This window comes from Streptomyces sp. NPDC058877, assembly GCF_042742855.1.
GTDB lineage: Bacteria > Actinomycetota > Actinomycetes > Streptomycetales > Streptomycetaceae > Streptomyces.
Genome location: NZ_JBHYMF010000163.1, coordinates 1 through 15,761 on the forward strand (window position 1 = coordinate 1; position 15,761 = coordinate 15,761).

At 72.4% G+C, this 15,761-nt stretch carries 17 protein-coding genes; 10 read left to right on the forward strand and 7 right to left on the reverse strand.

Translation table 11 applies throughout. The features are described 5' to 3' along the window. The 3 genes from ACFW2Y_RS28060 to ACFW2Y_RS28070 all read right to left on the reverse strand — a co-directional run. The coding region (locus ACFW2Y_RS28060) for an ABC-F family ATP-binding cassette domain-containing protein (RefSeq protein WP_384884774.1) at positions 1–1,622 on the reverse strand (1,622 nt) is incomplete at its 3' end. A 249-nt stretch (positions 1,623–1,871) separates the two neighbouring features. Next, positions 1,872–2,288, reverse strand: coding sequence for an SsgA family sporulation/cell division regulator (locus ACFW2Y_RS28065; protein ID WP_384884775.1), 417 nt, complete (start codon positions 2,286–2,288; stop codon positions 1,872–1,874). 274 nt (positions 2,289–2,562) lie between these two features. Then, positions 2,563–3,072, reverse strand: coding sequence for a (4Fe-4S)-binding protein (locus tag ACFW2Y_RS28070; RefSeq protein WP_384884777.1), 510 nt, complete (start codon positions 3,070–3,072; stop codon positions 2,563–2,565). Between the two features lie 76 nt (positions 3,073–3,148). Here ACFW2Y_RS28070 and ACFW2Y_RS28075 point away from each other — a divergent pair, with 76 nt between their 5' ends. Beyond that, positions 3,149–4,249 carry a WD40/YVTN/BNR-like repeat-containing protein gene (locus tag ACFW2Y_RS28075; RefSeq protein ID WP_384884779.1) on the forward strand — a complete coding sequence of 367 codons (1,101 nt, stop codon included), beginning with the start codon at positions 3,149–3,151 and terminating at the stop codon, positions 4,247–4,249. A gap of 43 nt (positions 4,250–4,292) precedes the next feature. On the opposite strand, the gene ACFW2Y_RS28080 is transcribed toward ACFW2Y_RS28075, so the two are convergent. After that, the gene (locus ACFW2Y_RS28080; protein WP_384884781.1) at positions 4,293–4,592 is read right to left on the reverse strand and encodes a YciI family protein; all 300 of its coding nucleotides are present in this window, start codon (positions 4,590–4,592) and stop codon (positions 4,293–4,295) included. Positions 4,593–4,682: 90 nt separating this feature from the next. Here ACFW2Y_RS28080 and ACFW2Y_RS28085 point away from each other — a divergent pair, with 90 nt between their 5' ends. Beyond that, a complete protein-coding gene (locus ACFW2Y_RS28085) occupies positions 4,683–5,378 on the forward strand; it encodes an endonuclease V (RefSeq protein WP_384884783.1) in 696 nt (231 codons plus the stop codon). Positions 5,379–5,456: 78 nt separating this feature from the next. Here ACFW2Y_RS28085 and ACFW2Y_RS28090 read toward each other — a convergent pair whose 3' ends face one another. Beyond that, on the reverse strand, positions 5,457–5,882 hold the full coding sequence (locus ACFW2Y_RS28090; protein WP_384884805.1) for a VOC family protein: 426 nt from the start codon (positions 5,880–5,882) through the stop codon (positions 5,457–5,459). Between the two features lie 361 nt (positions 5,883–6,243). Here ACFW2Y_RS28090 and ACFW2Y_RS28095 point away from each other — a divergent pair, with 361 nt between their 5' ends. Together ACFW2Y_RS28095 and ACFW2Y_RS28100 are read left to right on the forward strand one after the other, a co-directional pair. Next, positions 6,244–6,372, forward strand: coding sequence for a hypothetical protein (locus tag ACFW2Y_RS28095; RefSeq protein ID WP_384884785.1), 129 nt, complete (start codon positions 6,244–6,246; stop codon positions 6,370–6,372). Continuing rightward, positions 6,369–6,734 carry a VOC family protein gene (locus ACFW2Y_RS28100; protein ID WP_384884787.1) on the forward strand — a complete coding sequence of 122 codons (366 nt, stop codon included), beginning with the start codon at positions 6,369–6,371 and terminating at the stop codon, positions 6,732–6,734. Before ACFW2Y_RS28095 ends, ACFW2Y_RS28100 begins: the two co-directional genes overlap by 4 nt. Before the next feature lie 61 nt (positions 6,735–6,795). Here ACFW2Y_RS28100 and ACFW2Y_RS28105 read toward each other — a convergent pair whose 3' ends face one another. Continuing rightward, positions 6,796–8,001, reverse strand: a complete 1,206-nt coding sequence (locus ACFW2Y_RS28105; protein WP_384884789.1) for a saccharopine dehydrogenase family protein — start codon at positions 7,999–8,001, stop codon at positions 6,796–6,798. A 181-nt stretch (positions 8,002–8,182) separates the two neighbouring features. Here ACFW2Y_RS28105 and ACFW2Y_RS28110 point away from each other — a divergent pair, with 181 nt between their 5' ends. From ACFW2Y_RS28110 to ACFW2Y_RS28125, 4 genes are read left to right on the forward strand one after another with little or no spacing between them, the layout of a single operon-like run. Next, on the forward strand, positions 8,183–9,328 hold the full coding sequence (locus ACFW2Y_RS28110; protein ID WP_384884791.1) for a CaiB/BaiF CoA transferase family protein: 1,146 nt from the start codon (positions 8,183–8,185) through the stop codon (positions 9,326–9,328). Next, a complete protein-coding gene (locus ACFW2Y_RS28115; protein WP_384884793.1) occupies positions 9,325–10,467 on the forward strand; it encodes an acyl-CoA dehydrogenase family protein in 1,143 nt (380 codons plus the stop codon). The genes ACFW2Y_RS28110 and ACFW2Y_RS28115 overlap by 4 nt, the downstream gene beginning before the upstream one ends. 46 nt (positions 10,468–10,513) lie before the next feature. Continuing rightward, entirely contained in the window at positions 10,514–11,728 is a 1,215-nt protein-coding gene (locus ACFW2Y_RS28120) for an acetyl-CoA C-acetyltransferase (RefSeq protein WP_384884795.1), read from the forward strand. 34 nt (positions 11,729–11,762) lie between these two features. After that, a complete protein-coding gene (locus ACFW2Y_RS28125) occupies positions 11,763–13,934 on the forward strand; it encodes a 3-hydroxyacyl-CoA dehydrogenase NAD-binding domain-containing protein (protein WP_384884797.1) in 2,172 nt (723 codons plus the stop codon). 3 nt (positions 13,935–13,937) lie between these two features. On the opposite strand, the gene ACFW2Y_RS28130 is transcribed toward ACFW2Y_RS28125, so the two are convergent. Further along, positions 13,938–14,675 (reverse strand): MerR family transcriptional regulator, encoded by a 738-nt coding sequence (locus tag ACFW2Y_RS28130; RefSeq protein WP_384884799.1) that lies wholly within the window; start codon positions 14,673–14,675, stop codon positions 13,938–13,940. A gap of 123 nt (positions 14,676–14,798) precedes the next feature. Between ACFW2Y_RS28130 and ACFW2Y_RS28135 the strand changes: the two genes are divergently transcribed. Beyond that, the gene (locus tag ACFW2Y_RS28135) at positions 14,799–15,281 is read left to right on the forward strand and encodes an Appr-1-p processing protein (protein ID WP_384884801.1); all 483 of its coding nucleotides are present in this window, start codon (positions 14,799–14,801) and stop codon (positions 15,279–15,281) included. Positions 15,282–15,381: 100 nt separating this feature from the next. Next, positions 15,382–15,761, forward strand: a 380-nt coding sequence (locus ACFW2Y_RS28140; RefSeq protein WP_384884803.1) for a hypothetical protein, incomplete at its 3' end; no start/stop codon positions are given.

The window sequence follows — 15,761 nt, forward strand, 5'->3', positions numbered from 1 at the left end:
CCCCGCACCTCTTCCGGGGTCGTCGGGCGCAGTTCGCCGTCGAGCAGCAGCCAGCGGGTCATCCCCAGGGACTCCAGGAAGGCCACGTCGTGGCTCGCCACGACCAAGGCGCCTTCGTAGGCGTCGAGGGCCGCCGCCAGCTTCCGCACCGACGCCATGTCGAGGTTGTTCGTCGGTTCGTCCAGCATCAGCAGCTGTGGCGCCGGCTCTGCGAGCAGCAGTGCGGCGAGCGTAGCCCGGAACCGCTCCCCGCCGGACAGGGTGCCGACGGGCTGGTCCGCCCGGGCGCCCCGGAAGAGGAACCGTGCCAGCCGCGCCCTGATCGTGTTCCCCGTCGCCGTGGGCGCGAAGCGGGCCACGTTCTCCACGATGCTCAGTCCGTCGTCGAGCAGGTCGAGCCGCTGGGGCAGGAAGCGGAGCGGAACCCGGGCCGTCACCTCGCCCGACAGCGGCTCCAGCTCGCCGGCGACGGTTCGGAGCAGCGTCGTCTTCCCGGCCCCGTTCCGCCCCACCAACGCGATCCGTTCCGGGCCGCGCAGCTCGAACGCGCCGCCCACCCGAGCTCCGTGCCGCAGCTCCAGGTCCTTCAGGTAGAGGACCTCGCGCCCCGGCGGAACCGAGGTGCGGGGCAGCTCGATCCGCACTTCGTCGTCGTCCCGTACCGCTTCCACGGCCGCGTCGAGCCGTTCCTTCGCCTCCGAGAGGCGCTCCGTGTGCAGCGTGCGCTGCTTGCCCGCCGTGACCTGCGCGTCGCGCTTCCGCCCGTTCGCCACGATCTTGGAGGCGACCTTGTTCTCGAAGCTCTTCTGGCCGTACCGCTTGCGGCGCGCCGTCCTCACCTGTGTGTCGGCCAACTCGCGCTTCTGGCGCTGCACATCGGCCTCGGCAACCCGCACCATCCTTTCTGCCGCCTCCTGTTCGGCGGCGAGCGCCGCCTCGTACGCGGACCAGTTGCCGCCGTACCAGGTGACCGTCCCGTCCCGCAGGTCGGCGATCTGATCGACCCTTTCGAGGAGTTCACGGTCGTGGCTGACCACGAGCAGCACTCCGGACCAGTTCTCCACCGCCTCGTACAGACGGGCGCGGGCGTGCAGGTCCAGGTTGTTGGTCGGTTCGTCGAGCAGCAGTACGTCGGGCCGCGCGAGCAGCAGTGCGGCCAGGCGCAACAGCACCGATTCGCCGCCCGAGACCTCGCCGACGGTCCGGTCCAGGCCGATGGAGTCGAGCCCGAGCTGGTCGAGCGCGGCCCGGGCCCGCTCCTCCACGTCCCAGTCGTCGGCGAGGGCGGTGAAGTGCTCCTCGGAGGCGTCGCCCGCCTCGATCGCGTGCAGGGCGGCCCGCTTGGCGGCGATGCCGAGGATCTCGTCGACCCGTCGTGAGGTGTCCAGGACCAGGTTCTGCGGCAGGTAGCCGAGCTCCCCGGTGACCCGTACCGTGCCGGACGCGGGGGTCGACTCGCCGGCGATCAGCTTCAGGAGGGTGGACTTGCCGGAGCCGTTCAGTCCGACGAGCCCGGTGCGGCCGGGGCCGACCGAGAGCCGGAAGTCGTCGAGGACCTCGGTGCCGTCCGGCCAGGAGAAGGAGAGCGAGGAGCAGGTGATGAACGTGGGGTGATGTGCCATGGAGGCCTCCCGGGTCGCGTGGGTGCAGAAGAGGGCAACGCGAGAGACACCGGGGCGCGGGCAGCAGGGAGAACGGCTCGTACGCCGAGGTCGAGAACGGCACACGCGGCACGAGGGGCACGCGCGGCTCGGTGTCTCGCAACCTCAGACGAGCAACGTCCTTCTCCGATCGGGTGACGACGGGGTCAGGACCGACCGTACGATCCGGCCCGGGGGACGGCAAACGAATTAAACGCGGCCGGAGTCCTGCTACGACTGGCCGCGGAGCAGTTCCACCAGGTCCTGGTCCCAGTCCAGGTACTGGTGCTCCCGTCCGGTCGGCACCAGGTGCTGGGAGCGCTCCAGGAAGCGGCGCAGCTCCGAGGTCCGGACGTGGACCATCGCGACCCCTTCCGGAGCGTGGAACTCGACCACTGTGCGGTCGTACCCGTACGGCCGCAGGCGCACGTCCCCGACGCCGGCCGGGCGCTCGACCCCCTGGACGAGGAGGTCGCGTGCGAAGGCCCAGGAGACCTCCACGCCCTCCAGGGTGGCCGGCGGCGGAAAGGCCATGCTCACGGCGTACGGATCCTCACGGTCGTACCGCAGGGTGGCCGGGACGGTCTCCATCCGGGGAGCGGACGCGACCAGACGGGCCTGCACGGCCTGCTCGATGACGGCGGACAAGGCCGGCTCCTCTCACACGGGCTTCGGATCCTGGGCGTCTCCCCGACACCAGGCCACCTGACACCAGTGAAGACGAGCAAGACAAGCGGAACGTGCATTGGGGCCCCACGTGAGCTGTGTCACCGGGGATTCCGGAGACGTCCGGAGCGGCAGCCGGGGCGGGGAGCCGGAGTGCTCCGGTCAGTGTGTCCACCGGCCCGGAAGCGGGCAGAGCCCGGGCGGGGCGGGGCGCGCACGGCCCGCGCGGAAGTGCTGCCGGCAGGGACCGGTCGCGTCAGCGCTCCTCGGGAACGTCATCGTCCGCCTTGCCGCACGGGCCGGAACGGTCGCAGTACGGCTGGTTTCCGGAGGCTCCGCAGGCACAGAGCACCACCCGCGTCTCGTGCCGGTCCCCGTATGCCCCCGTGACGATCAGATCGCCCCGGACCACCAGCTGGCCGGAGGGCGTGCGCCGCACCGTGGTGGGGGAGTCCGGCGGCTCGGGCGGTGCCTTCTCCGTGCGGTCGCGGTACTGGAGCGCCCCGGACGGGCAGCGGCGGACCACCTCTGCCACCCGCTCGGGCTCGGCGGCACCGGGCAACACCCAGGGACGCCGGGACAGGTCGAAGACCTCCGGCAGGCCGTGGACGCACGCGGCGGCGTGCAGGCAGCGGCGCGGCTCGAACGTGACGGTGATGCCCTCGCCCTCGTACTCCTTGATCCCGGGCAGCTCGGGCTCCGGGCGCTCCCCGCGCCCAGAACGCCCGGCGGCCACCCGCTCGTGCTCGCTCGTACGGTCCGTCATGCGCTCCAGCCTAGGAAGGTCGGGCCGGGGACGCACCCTGGACGGGTAGCCGCCCGGGGCGCTAGCTTCCGGCGCCATGACGTCCATGGGGAAGACGAGACGAACGATGTCGGTGGGGCTGATCGGGGCGGCGCTGGCGCTGACCCTGGCAGCCCCGGCGCGGGCCGGGGAGACCCCCACGGCCGCGGCCGGCTGGCAGCTGACGTCGACCGGCACCGACGCCCGCTTCCGCGGGCTCGCACCGGTCGACCGCAGGACCGCGTGGGCCGCGGGCTCGAAGGGCACCGTGCTGCGCACCACGGACGGCGGCCGGAGCTGGCGCGACGTCTCACCGCCGGACGCGGGCGAGCTGGAGTTCCGTGACGTCGAGGCCTTCGACGCCCGCCGGGCCGTCGTCCTCGCCATCGGAGAGGGCGAGGCGTCCCGGGTGCTGCGGACCGAGGACGGCGGCACGACTTGGACGGAAACCTTCCGCAACGCCGACGCCCAGGCCTTCTACGACTGCATGACCTTCTTCGACCACCGGCACGGGCTCGCGATGAGCGATCCGGTGGACGGGAAGTACCGCATCCTCTCCACCCGCGACGGCGGCCGTTCCTGGCAGGTCCTCCCGAACGCCGGGATGCCGGACGCACTGCCCGGCGAGGCCGGCTTCGCGGCGAGCGGGCAGTGCCTGGTGTCATCGGGGCCGAAGGACGTGTGGCTGGCGACCGGTGGAGGGGCGACCGGGCGCGTGCTGCACTCCGCGGACCGGGGGCTGAACTGGACGGCCACCGAGACCACGATCCCCGCGGGGGAGGGGGCCAAGGGCGTGTTCGCGCTCGCCTTCCGGGACCGTCGGCACGGCATCGCCGTCGGCGGTGACTACCGCAAGGACCAGCCCTCGCCCAGGGCCGCCGCAGTGACGGGGGACGCGGGCCGCACCTGGGCCGCTTCCGCCACCCCGCCGCCCGCCTACCGCTCCGGCGTCGCCTGGCTCCCGCACCGCGGCACCACGGCGCTCGCCGTCGGCCCCACCGGCACCGACCTCACCACTGACGGGGGCCGCACCTGGCGCACCGTCGACACCGGCTCCTACGACACGGTCGACTGCACGCCCGACGGCTCCTGCTGGGCCTCGGGGGAGAAGGGCCGGATCGCCCGACTGGCACGGCCCTGGGGGGCGTTCGGGAAGTAGCCCGGTCCGCCCGCAAGCCGTGCGGGGGGACCCGCACAACCCCCTAGACGGGCAGCTGGTCCCGGTACGCGGAGATCCCGTCGACCGTCTTGGTCGCGTAGAACTCCGTGATCCGGTAGGCGCACACGCCCTCGACGCTGAACGGGTCGGCCGCCGCGATCTTCTCGATCTCCGCGCGGTCGACCCCGGCGGCCAGGATCACCCCGCCGTCCCGCGGGTTCTTCCGCCCCGACGCCAGGAACACGCCGGCGGCGTACTGCGCGTCGAGCCACTCGACATGCGCGTCGAGCAGCGCGTCCACCCGCTCGACGGGGGCGGTGTAGGTCAATTCCAGTACGAACATGATCGTCAGGCTACCTGTCGCGCCCTCGGCCCGGGGCGGCGTTTTGGCCCTTGGGAAGGACGTTCGACCGGTCGTAGGGTGATCCGCACCATGACGATCATCGAGATTCCGGCAGGCTGGCCCGCAGACGAGAGCGCAGCCCGCGCAGTCCAGGAGGAGCTGCGCGGGCGGCTCGTGCACGACGAGGAGGGGCCGGCGGTCGGCGAGGGCCACGTCACGGGCCTCGACGTGGCCTATGACGACGAACGGGACCTCGTTGCCGCCGCGGTCGTCGTGCTCGACGCACGGACCCTGGGCGTGGTGGAGGAGGCCACGGCGGTCGGCCGGGTCTCCTTCCCCTACGTCCCCGGGCTCCTCGCCTTCCGGGAGATCCCCACCCTGCTTGCCGCGCTCGACGCCCTGACCGCAGATCCGGGCCTGCTGGTCTGCGACGGCTACGGCCTCGCGCACCCCCGCCGCTTCGGGCTCGCCAGCCATCTCGGGGTGCTCACCGGACGGCCGTCGATCGGCGTCGCCAAGAACCCCTTCGCCTTCACCCACGCCCAGCCCGGCCCCGAGCGCGGTGACACCGCCCCGCTGCTGGCCGAGGGAGAGGAGGTCGGCCGGGCCCTGCGCACCCGGACCGGGGTGAAGCCCGTGTTCGTATCGGTGGGCCACCGGGTCTCCCTCGTCCGTGCCTGTGCCCATACCCTCCGTCTCACTCCCCGCTATCGGATCCCGGAGACCACCCGGCGCGCGGATTCCCTCTGCCGCCGCGCCCTCAAGGAAGCGTCGGGGGGTCTCTGAACGGAGCGGCAGGACGGACGCGCCCACCGTTGGTTCCCCTGCGCCGGCCTGCGGCCCGTGCGGTCCCGACGGGGAGGGTCAGGAGTTCGTCCAGTTCCGCGTGCTGAGGACCAGCCGGTAACCGTCCGGGTCCTCGATGCTGGTGCCCCAAGCGTCCCAGTAGGGGTTGCGGGCCGGTACGCGCGTGCCGCCGTGGGCCGTCAGGCGGGAGACCAGCGATTTTGGAACCTGTTCGTCGAGGTAGACCACGAGCAGGTCCTCCTCGGTGGGCCGCGGCTCGACGGCGCCGTCGTGGACGAGTTCGAGGTGCCAGGAGGCGTCCGGCCAACCGATCATCAGCAGCTCGTGCCGGTCCGGGGAGCCCCCGCCCTCCGACCGGAACAGCACGCTCAGTCCGAGCCCTTCGACCCAGAAGCGTTCCGCCGCGGCCAGGTCGCGCGACGGACGGGCGATGCGGATGTGACTCTGACCGGTGGCGGGCGCGGGGCGCTCCTCGTCGTCGATCCTGCTCGGGCGGGGTCAGCCTAGGCAGGGGGGACCTCCCGGGCATCGCCCCGAGGGCGGGGGCGCATTCGGTCGCGAGCCCTACGACCGCGGGCCGAGCGGTCCCGGCGGGGAGCGGTTCCGGCGGTCCGGGCAGCCGATCCGGCGGCCACCGCGGACGTCCGGCCGAAAGGTCGGGGGCCGGAAGGACGGGCGGCCCATGGGGACGAGCGGTCCGCGGGGACGAGCGGTCCGCGGGGGCGGGCCGGGGTGACGGACGGCCTCACCGGGCGCAGTCCGCTCGGATGCCCAGTTCGCACAGGGCGAGTTGAGTACCCGTACGGATACCGGCCCGTGGCCCGAGGCGGGCAGGGTGGGGCGCATGACAGCACCCCTTCCCGCCCGGCCGCACGGCCACGACCGTGGCCCGGGTCCGAGCGCCTCCGGACCGTTCGCCCGGGCCCGGGCCCGTGCCATCCCGTACGTCCTCGGCACCGGGGCCACCGGGTGATCGGGCGACTGCGCGGCATCGTCCTCGACTGCCCCGATGCCCCTGAACTCGCCCGCTTCTACCAAGGGTTGATCGGTGGTGAGGTGGAGGAGGGCGATCCCCGGTGGGCCGTCGGCGGAGGGTCGGTGGTCCTGCGCTGCGCCAGCGGGCCGGTGCTCGTCTTCCAGGGCGTCGCCGATCACAGCCCGCCCGTCTGGGGCGCCCCGGAGCAGCAGTTCCACCTCGACGTGCGGGTCGACGACCTGGCCGCCGCCCATGAGGCCGTCCTCGCCCTCGGGGCCGTACCGCTCGACGACGGGGGCGGCGGGGTGCGCATCTACGCGGACCCGGCGGGCCACCCCTTCCGCCTCGTGTGGCCCTGAGGCGTCGGCCCCTCGCGGCCCCTCGCGGCTCCGGCGGCGAGGGGCCGCCGGCCGGGGCGGGCTACCCCCGGTGCGCCACCCGGAAGCGGATGCCCGCCGCCTGCAGCCTGTCGATCAGCGCATCACCCATGGCCGTCGCCGTCGTCACCTGGCCGGCCGTCTTCGGGAGCGGGTCGAAGGCGAGGCAGAGGGTCGACTCGGCGAGCATCCTGGCCGTCTCGTCGTAGCCGGGGTCGCCGCCCGACACCTCCGTGAAGACCCGCCGTCCGCCGCCCTCCCCCACGAACCGCACGGAGAACCAACTGCGGGCGCGCCGCTCGGCCGAAGGCCCCTGCCCCGAGGCGTAGCGCTCCGTCAACCACGAGCGGACCGGGGCGAGCTGGGCGACCGCTGCGGTCGCGCCGGCGGCTGCGGCGCCTCCGAGGGCCATCGGAAGGGTCTTCACGGAGGCGTAGTGGCGGTAGCGGAAGTCCGGCCCGTACCGTTCGAGTGACGCGGCAGAACGGGCCACGACCCGGGGGTCGAGCGTCGGAAGCGGTAGCGCCCAGGTACCCGTCTCCCGACTGAACCTCGGTCCGCCCAGCGGTGCGCGGGCCCGGCGGCCCACCAACCGCGGCTCGTACAGGCGCCGTTCGCGTGCGGCCCGCAGCACTTCCCGGCCCCGGCCGAGCGCGGTCAGGGCGGACGCGAAGGTGCCGCCGGAGAAGGCGGCACCGGCCCGGACGAAGCCGTCGATGCGCAGCGGCACGCCCTCCGGCAGCTGGTGGACGGTGAAGTGCACGCCCAGGTCGTGCGGGACGGAGTCGAAGCCGCAGGCGTGCACGATCCGTGCGCCGGTCTCCCGGGCCCGCGCGTCGTGCCGGACGAACACGCGGTCCACGAACTCGGTCTCGCCGGTCAGGTCCAGGTAGTCCGTGCCGGCCTCCGCGCAGGCGGCGACCAGCCCCTCGCCGTACCAGACGTAGGGTCCGACGGTGGTCGCCACCACCCGGGCGGACTCGGCCAGGGCGCGCAGCGAGTCCGGGTCGGCGGAATCCGCGAGGAGCAGGGGCAGGGCGGCGAGGTGCGGGCGCCCGGTGGCGAGCCGGTCCCGCAGCGCCTCCAGCTTGCCGATGCTGCGCCCGGCGAGCGCCCAGCGGCACTCCGGCGGGGCCTGCTCGGCCAGGTACTCCGCGGTGAGCTCGCCCACGAAGCCGGTCGCCCCGAAGAGCACCACGTCATACGGTCTCGCGCCGGTCTCGCGCCCCACGCCCGCCCCTGTCTCCATCAAGCCCCTCGTTTCGGCCGTACCGCGCCGCCGAGCGCGGTTGTCGTCGGCGGAGGATAGCGGAAGTCCGGGGCTCCGCATTTTCCAAGCGCTTGCTCGGCCGGGGGGCTTGTGTCGAGTGGAACACGTTCCTAGCATCTCTGGTGTTACATCATTGGTGTCACATACTTCTGGGGGCTCGATGAGCACGACGCACACGGCTCGGAACGGCCCCCTCGCGGGGGTGCGGGTGGTCGAACTCGCCGGGATCGGCCCCGGTCCCTTCGCCGCCATGCTGCTGGCCGACCTCGGTGCCGACGTGGTGCGCGTCGACCGCCCCGGCGGTGCCGGCCTCGGCATCGACCCCGCCCGGGACCTCACCAACCGCAACAAGCGCTCCGTCCTCGTCGACCTCAAGGCCGAGGACGGTCCCGCCGTCGTGCTCGACCTCGTCGAGCGGGCCGACGTCCTGATCGAGGGCTACCGGCCCGGCGTTGCCGAGCGCCTCGGCGTCGGACCGGAGCCCTGCCTCGCCCGCAACCCGCGCCTCGTCTACGGCCGGATGACCGGCTGGGGCCAGGAAGGCCCGCTCGCCGCGACCGCCGGGCACGACATCGGCTACATCGCGATCACCGGAGCCCTCGGCATGATCGGCCCCGACCCCGACGGGCCGCCCGCCATCCCCGCGAACCTCCTCGGCGACTACGCGGGCGGCTCCCTCTACCTCGTCATCGGTGTCCTCGCGGCCCTTCAGCACGCCCGGACACACGGCGAGGGCCAGGTCGTCGACGCCGCCGTCGTCGACGGTGCCGCCCACCTCACCACCATGATCCACGGCATGCTCGCGGCCGGCAGCTGGCAGGACCGCAGGGGGGTCAACCTGCTCGACGGCGGCTGCCCCTTCTACGGCGTGTACGAGACCTCCGACGGCGGCCACATGGCGGTCGGCGCCCTGGAAGAGCGGTTCTACGTCGAGTTCGTCCGTCTGCTCGGGGTCGAGGACGCCGTTCCGCCCCGCCACGACCTCGCCCGGTGGTCCGAACTGCGCGGGGCCGTCGCGGACCGCTTCCGGAGCCGCACCCGTGAGGAATGGGCCGCCGTGTTCGACGGCTCCGACGCCTGCGTCGCCCCCGTCCTCTCCCTGCACGAAGCCCCGTCCCACCCCCATCTGGCGGCCCGGGCCACCTTCGTCGAGCAGGGCGGGACCGCCCAGCCGGCCCCCGCACCCCGATTCTCCGTCACCCCCGGCACCCTCCGCAGGGGGCCCGCCCTGCCCGGTGCCGACACCGCCGGCGTCGCCCACGACTGGGCCGTCCCCACCCTCAAGACCCTGGAGCCCGAAGCATGAAGCGTCAGCTCTACACCGAGGACCACGAGGCGTTCCGCACGACCGTGCGCACCTTCCTGGAGAAGGAGGTGCTGCCCCACTACGCGCAGTGGGAGAAGGACGGCATCGTCTCCCGCGAGGCCTGGCTCGCCGCAGGCCGCCAGGGACTCCTCGGGCTCGCCGTCGACGAGGAGTACGGAGGCGGCGGCAACCCCGACTTCCGCTACGGCGCCGTCCTCGCCGAGGAGTTCACCCGGGCCGGGGCGCCCGGCCTCGCCATCGGCCTGCATAACGACATCATCGGTCCGTACCTCACCTCGCTCGGGACCGAGGAGCAGAAGCGACGTTGGCTGCCCGGCTTCTGCTCCGGTGAGATCATCACCGCCATCGCCATGACGGAACCCGGTGCCGGCTCCGACCTCCAGGGGATCCGCACCACCGCCGAGGACCACGGGGACCACTGGGTCCTCAACGGCTCCAAGACCTTCATCTCCAACGGCGTCCTCGCCGACCTGGTCGTCGTCGTCGCCCGGACCACCCCCGAGGGCGGTGCCCACGGTCTCTCCCTGCTCGTCGTCGAGCGGGGGGCGGAGGGCTTCGAACGCGGCCGGAACCTGGACAAGATCGGTCAGAAGTCCCAGGACACCGCGGAACTCTTCTTCACCGACGTCCGCGTCCCCAAGGAGAACCTGCTCGGCGAGCTGAACGGCGCCTTCATCCACCTCATGACCAATCTGGCCCAGGAGCGCCTCGCCATCGCCGTCGCCGGCATCGCGGGGGCCGAGCACCTCCTGGAGATCACCACCCGGTACGTCAAGGAGAGGGAGGCGTTCGGCCGTCCGCTCTCCCGGCTGCAGCACATCCGCTTCGAGATCGCCGAGATGGCCACCGAGTGCGCCGTCACCCGGACCTTCGTCGACCGGTGCATCGAGGAGCACGACGACGGAGGGCTCGACGCCGTCCACGCCTCCATGGCCAAGTGGTGGGCGACCGAACTCCAGAAGCGGGTCGCCGACCGCTGCCTGCAACTGCACGGCGGATACGGCTACATGAGCGAATTCCCGGTCGCCCGCGCCTTCACCGACGGCCGCATCCAGACCATTTACGGCGGTACCACCGAGATCATGAAGGAGATCATCGGCCGTTCCCTCCTCGGCTGACCTCCCGCCGCCCGTCTCCTCACACCCTCATCGCGAAAGGCTTTCCGTGAGCACCGAAGCGTACGTGTACGACGCGATCCGCACCCCGCGCGGACGCGGCAAGGCCAATGGCTCCCTGCACGGCACCAAGCCCATCGACCTGGTCGTCGGCCTCATCCGCGAGATCCAGGCCCGCCACCCCGGACTCGACCCGGCCGCCATCGACGACATCGTCCTCGGCGTCGTCGGCCCGGTCGGCGACCAGGGGTCCGACATCGCCCGGATCGCCGCCATCGCCGCGGGCCTCCCCGACACCGTCGCCGGCGTCCAGGAGAACCGCTTCTGTGCCTCCGGCCTCGAAGCCGTCAACATGGCCGCCATGAAGGTCCGCTCCGGCTGGGAGGACCTGGTCCTCGCGGGTGGCGTCGAGTCCATGTCCCGCGTCCCGATGGCCTCCGACGGCGGTGCCTGGTTCGCCGACCCGATGACCAACCTGGAGACCAACTTCGTCCCCCAGGGCATCGGCGCCGACCTCATCGCCACCATCGAGGGCTTCACCCGCCGCGACGTCGACGAGTACGCCGCCCTCTCCCAGGAGCGCGCCGCCGCGGCCTGGAAGGACGGCCGTTTCGCCCGTTCCGTCGTCCCCGTCAAGGACCGTGCCGGTCTCACCGTCCTGGACCACGACGAGCACCTGCGCCCCGGCACCACCGCCGACTCCCTCGCCCGCCTCAAGCCCTCCTTCGCCGACATCGGCGAGCTTGGCGGCTTCGACGCCGTCGCCCTGCAGAAGTACCACTGGGTCGAGGAGATCGACCACGTCCACCACGCGGGCAACTCCTCCGGCATCGTCGACGGAGCCTCGCTCGTCGCCATCGGCTCCAGGGAGGTCGGTGAGCGGTACGGGCTCACCCCGCGCGCCCGGATCGTTTCGGCGGCCGTCTCCGGCTCCGAGCCGACCATCATGCTCACCGGCCCCGCCCCGGCAACCCGCAAGGCCCTCGCCAAGGCCGGCCTCACCATCGACGACATCGACCTGATCGAGATCAACGAGGCCTTCGCGGCCGTCGTCCTGCGCTTCGTCAAGGACATGGGCACCTCACTGGACAAGGTCAACGTCAACGGCGGCGCCATCGCGCTCGGCCACCCGCTCGGCGCCACGGGCGCGATGATCCTCGGCACCCTCGTCGACGAACTGGAGCGCCAGGACAAGCGCTACGGCCTCGCCACCCTCTGCGTGGGCGGCGGCATGGGCATCGCCACCGTCGTCGAGCGCGTCTGACCGTCCCGTCCGAACCCCTTACGGAGAGAACCCGATGACCGAGAGCACCACCATCCGCTGGGAGCAGGACGAGACCGGGATCGTCACCCTCGTCCTGGACGACCCCGACCAGTCCGCCAACACCATGAACCAGGCCTTCCGGGCCTCGATCACCGCGACCGCCGACCGTCTGGAGGCCGAGAAGGACTCCATCCGCGGCATCATCTACACCTCCGCGAAGAAGACCTTCTTCGCGGGCGGCGACCTCAAGGACATGATCCAGGCGGGTCCTGAGCACGCCCGGGACATCTTCGAGGCCGCCCTCGAGATGAAGGGCGCACTGCGCCGCATCGAGACGCTCGGCAAGCCCGTCGTCGCCGCCGTCAACGGCGCAGCCCTCGGCGGCGGCTACGAGATCGCCCTCGCCTCCCACCACCGCGTGGCCCTCGAAGCGTCCGGCTCCAAGATCGGCCTGCCGGAGGTCACCCTCGGCCTGCTGCCCGGCGGCGGCGGAGTCACCCGCACCGTGCGCCTCATGGGCATCACCGACGCCCTCCTGAAGGTGCTCCTCCAGGGCACCCAGTACACCCCCCGGCGCGCCCTGGAGAGCGGACTCGTCCACGAGCTCGCCGCCACCCCCGAGGAGATGATGGCGAAGGCCATCGCCTTCATCGACGCCCACCCCGAGTCCCGACAGCCCTGGGACGTCCCCGGCTACCGGATCCCCGGCGGCACCCCGTCGAACCCGAAGTTCGCCGCCAACCTGCCGGCCTTCCCGGCCAACCTGCGCAAGCAGCTGAACGGCGCTCCCTATCCGGCGCCCCGCGCCATCATGGCCGCCGCCGTCGAGGGCTCCCAGGTCGACTTCGAGACCGCCAGCACCATCGAGTCCCGCTACTTCACCGAGCTGGTCACCGGCCAGACCGCGAAGAACATGATCCAGGCGTTCTTCTTCGACCTCCAGGCCGTCAACTCCGGTGCCAGCCGACCCCGGGGCATCGAGCGCCGCCAGGTCCGCAAGGTCGCCGTCCTCGGCGCCGGCATGATGGGCGCCGGCATCGCTTACTCCTGCGCCCGTGCCGGCATCGAGGTCGTCCTGAAGGACGTCTCCGCCGAGTCCGCCGCCAAGGGCAAGGGCTACTCCGAGAAGCTCTGTGCCAAGGCCGTCGCCCGTGGTCGCACCACCCAGGAGAAGGCCGACGCGCTCCTCGCCCGCATCACGCCCACCGCCGACGCGGCGGATCTGGCCGGCTGCGACGCGGTCATCGAGGCGGTCTTCGAGGACACGGCCCTCAAGCACAAGGTCTTCCAGGAGATCCAGCACGTCGTCGAGCCCGACGCGCTGCTCTGCTCCAACACCTCCACCCTGCCGATCACCGTCCTCGCCGAGGGGGTCGAGCGCCAGGGCGACTTCATCGGCCTGCACTTCTTCTCGCCCGTCGACAAGATGCCCCTTGTCGAGATCATCAAGGGCGAGCGCACCGGCGACGAGGCCCTCGCCCGCGCCTTCGACCTGGTCCGGCAGATCAACAAGACGCCGATCGTCGTCAACGACTCGCGCGGCTTCTTCACCTCCCGGGTGATCGGCCACTTCATCAACGAAGGCGTCGCGATGGTCGGCGAGGGCATCGAGCCCGCCTCGATCGAGCAGGCCGCCGCCCAGGCCGGCTACCCGGCGAAGGTCCTCTCCCTCATGGACGAGCTGACCCTCACCCTGCCCCGCAAGATCCGCAACGAGACCAAGCGGGCGGTCGAGGAGGCCGGCGGCACCTGGGCCACCCACCCGGGCGAGGTCGTCATCGACCGCATGGTCGACGAGTTCGGCCGCCCCGGCCGCAGCGGTGGCGCGGGCTTCTACGAGTACGGCGAGGACGGGAGCCGCGGGAAGCTGTGGCCGGGACTGCGCGAGCACTTCACGAAGCCCGGGTACGAGATTCCCTTCCGCGACATGCAGGAGCGGATGCTCTTCTCCGAGGCCCTGGACACCGTCCGGCTCCTGGAGGAAGGCGTACTGGCCTCGGTCGCCGACGCCAACATCGGCTCCATCATGGGCATCGGCTTCCCGGCCTGGACCGGTGGCATCCTCCAGTACGTCAACGGCTACGAGGGCGGGGTGGCCGGCTTCGTGGCCCGCGCGCGCGAACTGGCGGAGGCGTACGGCGAGCGGTTCGCCCCGCCGGCCCTCCTGGTGGAGAAGGCCGAGCGGGGCGAGGTCTTCACCGACTAGCGCTCACGGACCGCGGAACGCCGTCCGAAGCTCCTCGCTCAGCGACCGCTGGAACGCCGTGAGGAGGGCCTGTACCACCATCGGCTGCATGTGGGCCGAGAGCGACTTCATCGCGCTCAGGTGGTCCGGGTCCTCCCCGCTCTCCCGGTACGGGCTCCACACCTCGTCCCGGAAGAGTCGGGAAAGCTCCTGGGCCGCCGCCCGCGCGTGCTCCAGCAGCACGGTTCGGGAAGCGAGGATCGTCTCGTGCTCGATCGGCACCTCCAGGAGCTCCACCCCGAGCCTGAGCAGTGCCCCGTCGAGCCGGTAGGCATCGGCGTCCTCGGTGCGGTCGAGCACGCCCATGGCGGCCAGCCGGTCCACGTCGCGTTCGGTCAGCGCGCGCCCGGCCCGCCGGTCCAACTCGCGCCGGGTGATCGTTTCCGCGGACTCGGGTGCCCACGACGCCACCAGGGCCCGGTGGATCGCCAGGTCCTGCGCACTGAGGTCGGGCGGCAGTTGCTCCAGGTACCGCTCGATCGCCGCCAGCGTCATGCCCTGTCGCTGCAGTTCCTCGATGAGCGCGAGCCGCGACAGGTGGTCCTGTCCGTAGTGCCCGACCCGACGCGCGCCGATGACGGGCGGCGGCAGCAATCCCCGGGTTCCGTAGAAGCGCACCGTCCGCACCGTGACCCCGGCCCGCGCGGCCAGTTCGTCCACGGTGTAGCTCGGCCCGCCCTCCCCGCCACTCCCGACGCCCATCCGAGCCGCCTCGCTTCCCGCACCACCGACCCGCCAGTCCGGATCGCTTGAACAGTATTGCTGTCGCACCACTCGTGTAAAAGACCCGCGTCGCTGTCAGTGGCGAGCCGTAGCGTGATCGTCATGAAGGAGATCACGTATGTCCGGGGGGACGCGACCGCGCCGCACGGCGAGGGCATCAGGATCGTCGCGCACGTCTGCAATGACCTGGGCGGTTGGGGCAAGGGCTTCGTCCGGGCGGTGTCCCGCCGCTGGCCGGAGCCGGAAGCGGCCTACCGCCGGTGGCACCGTGAGCGGGCGGGGAACGACTTCGGCCTCGGGGCGGCCCAGTTCGTCCGGGTCGAGCCGTCCGTCTGGGTGGCCAATCTGGTGGGCCAGCGGGGGACGCGGACGGTTCGGAGCCGTGGCGTTCCCGTGCGGTACGAGGCGATCGATGCGGCCCTCGCGCTCCTTGCGGAGGAGGCGCTCGGGCTCGGTGCGTCCGTGCACATGCCGCGGATCGGTTGCGGGCTCGCCGGCGGCTCCTGGAGCAAGGTCGAGCCCTTGGTCCTGCGGCGGCTCGCGGAGCGGGAGATAGCGGTCACGGTGTACGACTTCGGCGGGTAAGGGGCGTGCGAGCAGGGCGTCGGGTGGGTGGGCGACGGGGCGCACTAGAGTCGGCGGCTGGCCGGACCGGGGGAACGATGACGAACGTGGGGGGAAGACGATGTACGTGCAGCTCAGGGAGACGGCGGACGAGTTGGCCAGGGTGCTGTGGCGGGAGCACACGGTGTACCGGGAGCGGGGCGGCGGTGTGGTGATCAGGGGTGAGCACGTGCGCCGCTGGATAAGCCTGGCGCCGACCGGAGGGAAGGACCGGGCGCTGCTGCGGGCCGGGCGCATCCTCGACGGGGGGACGACCGCCCCGGCCCGCACGGAGACGGTCGTCGACCTGACCGCGGGAACGGCGGAGCTCGCCGCGGTCTGCCGTCGCCTGCTCGCCGAAGTCGCCGCGGCGGCCGAGCCCGCGCCCGGTCCGTCGCGCGCCGGAAGGGACCGCGGGCGGGAGGAGCCGGCGGGACGGGAGAGGCCGGCCCGGGCGGCACG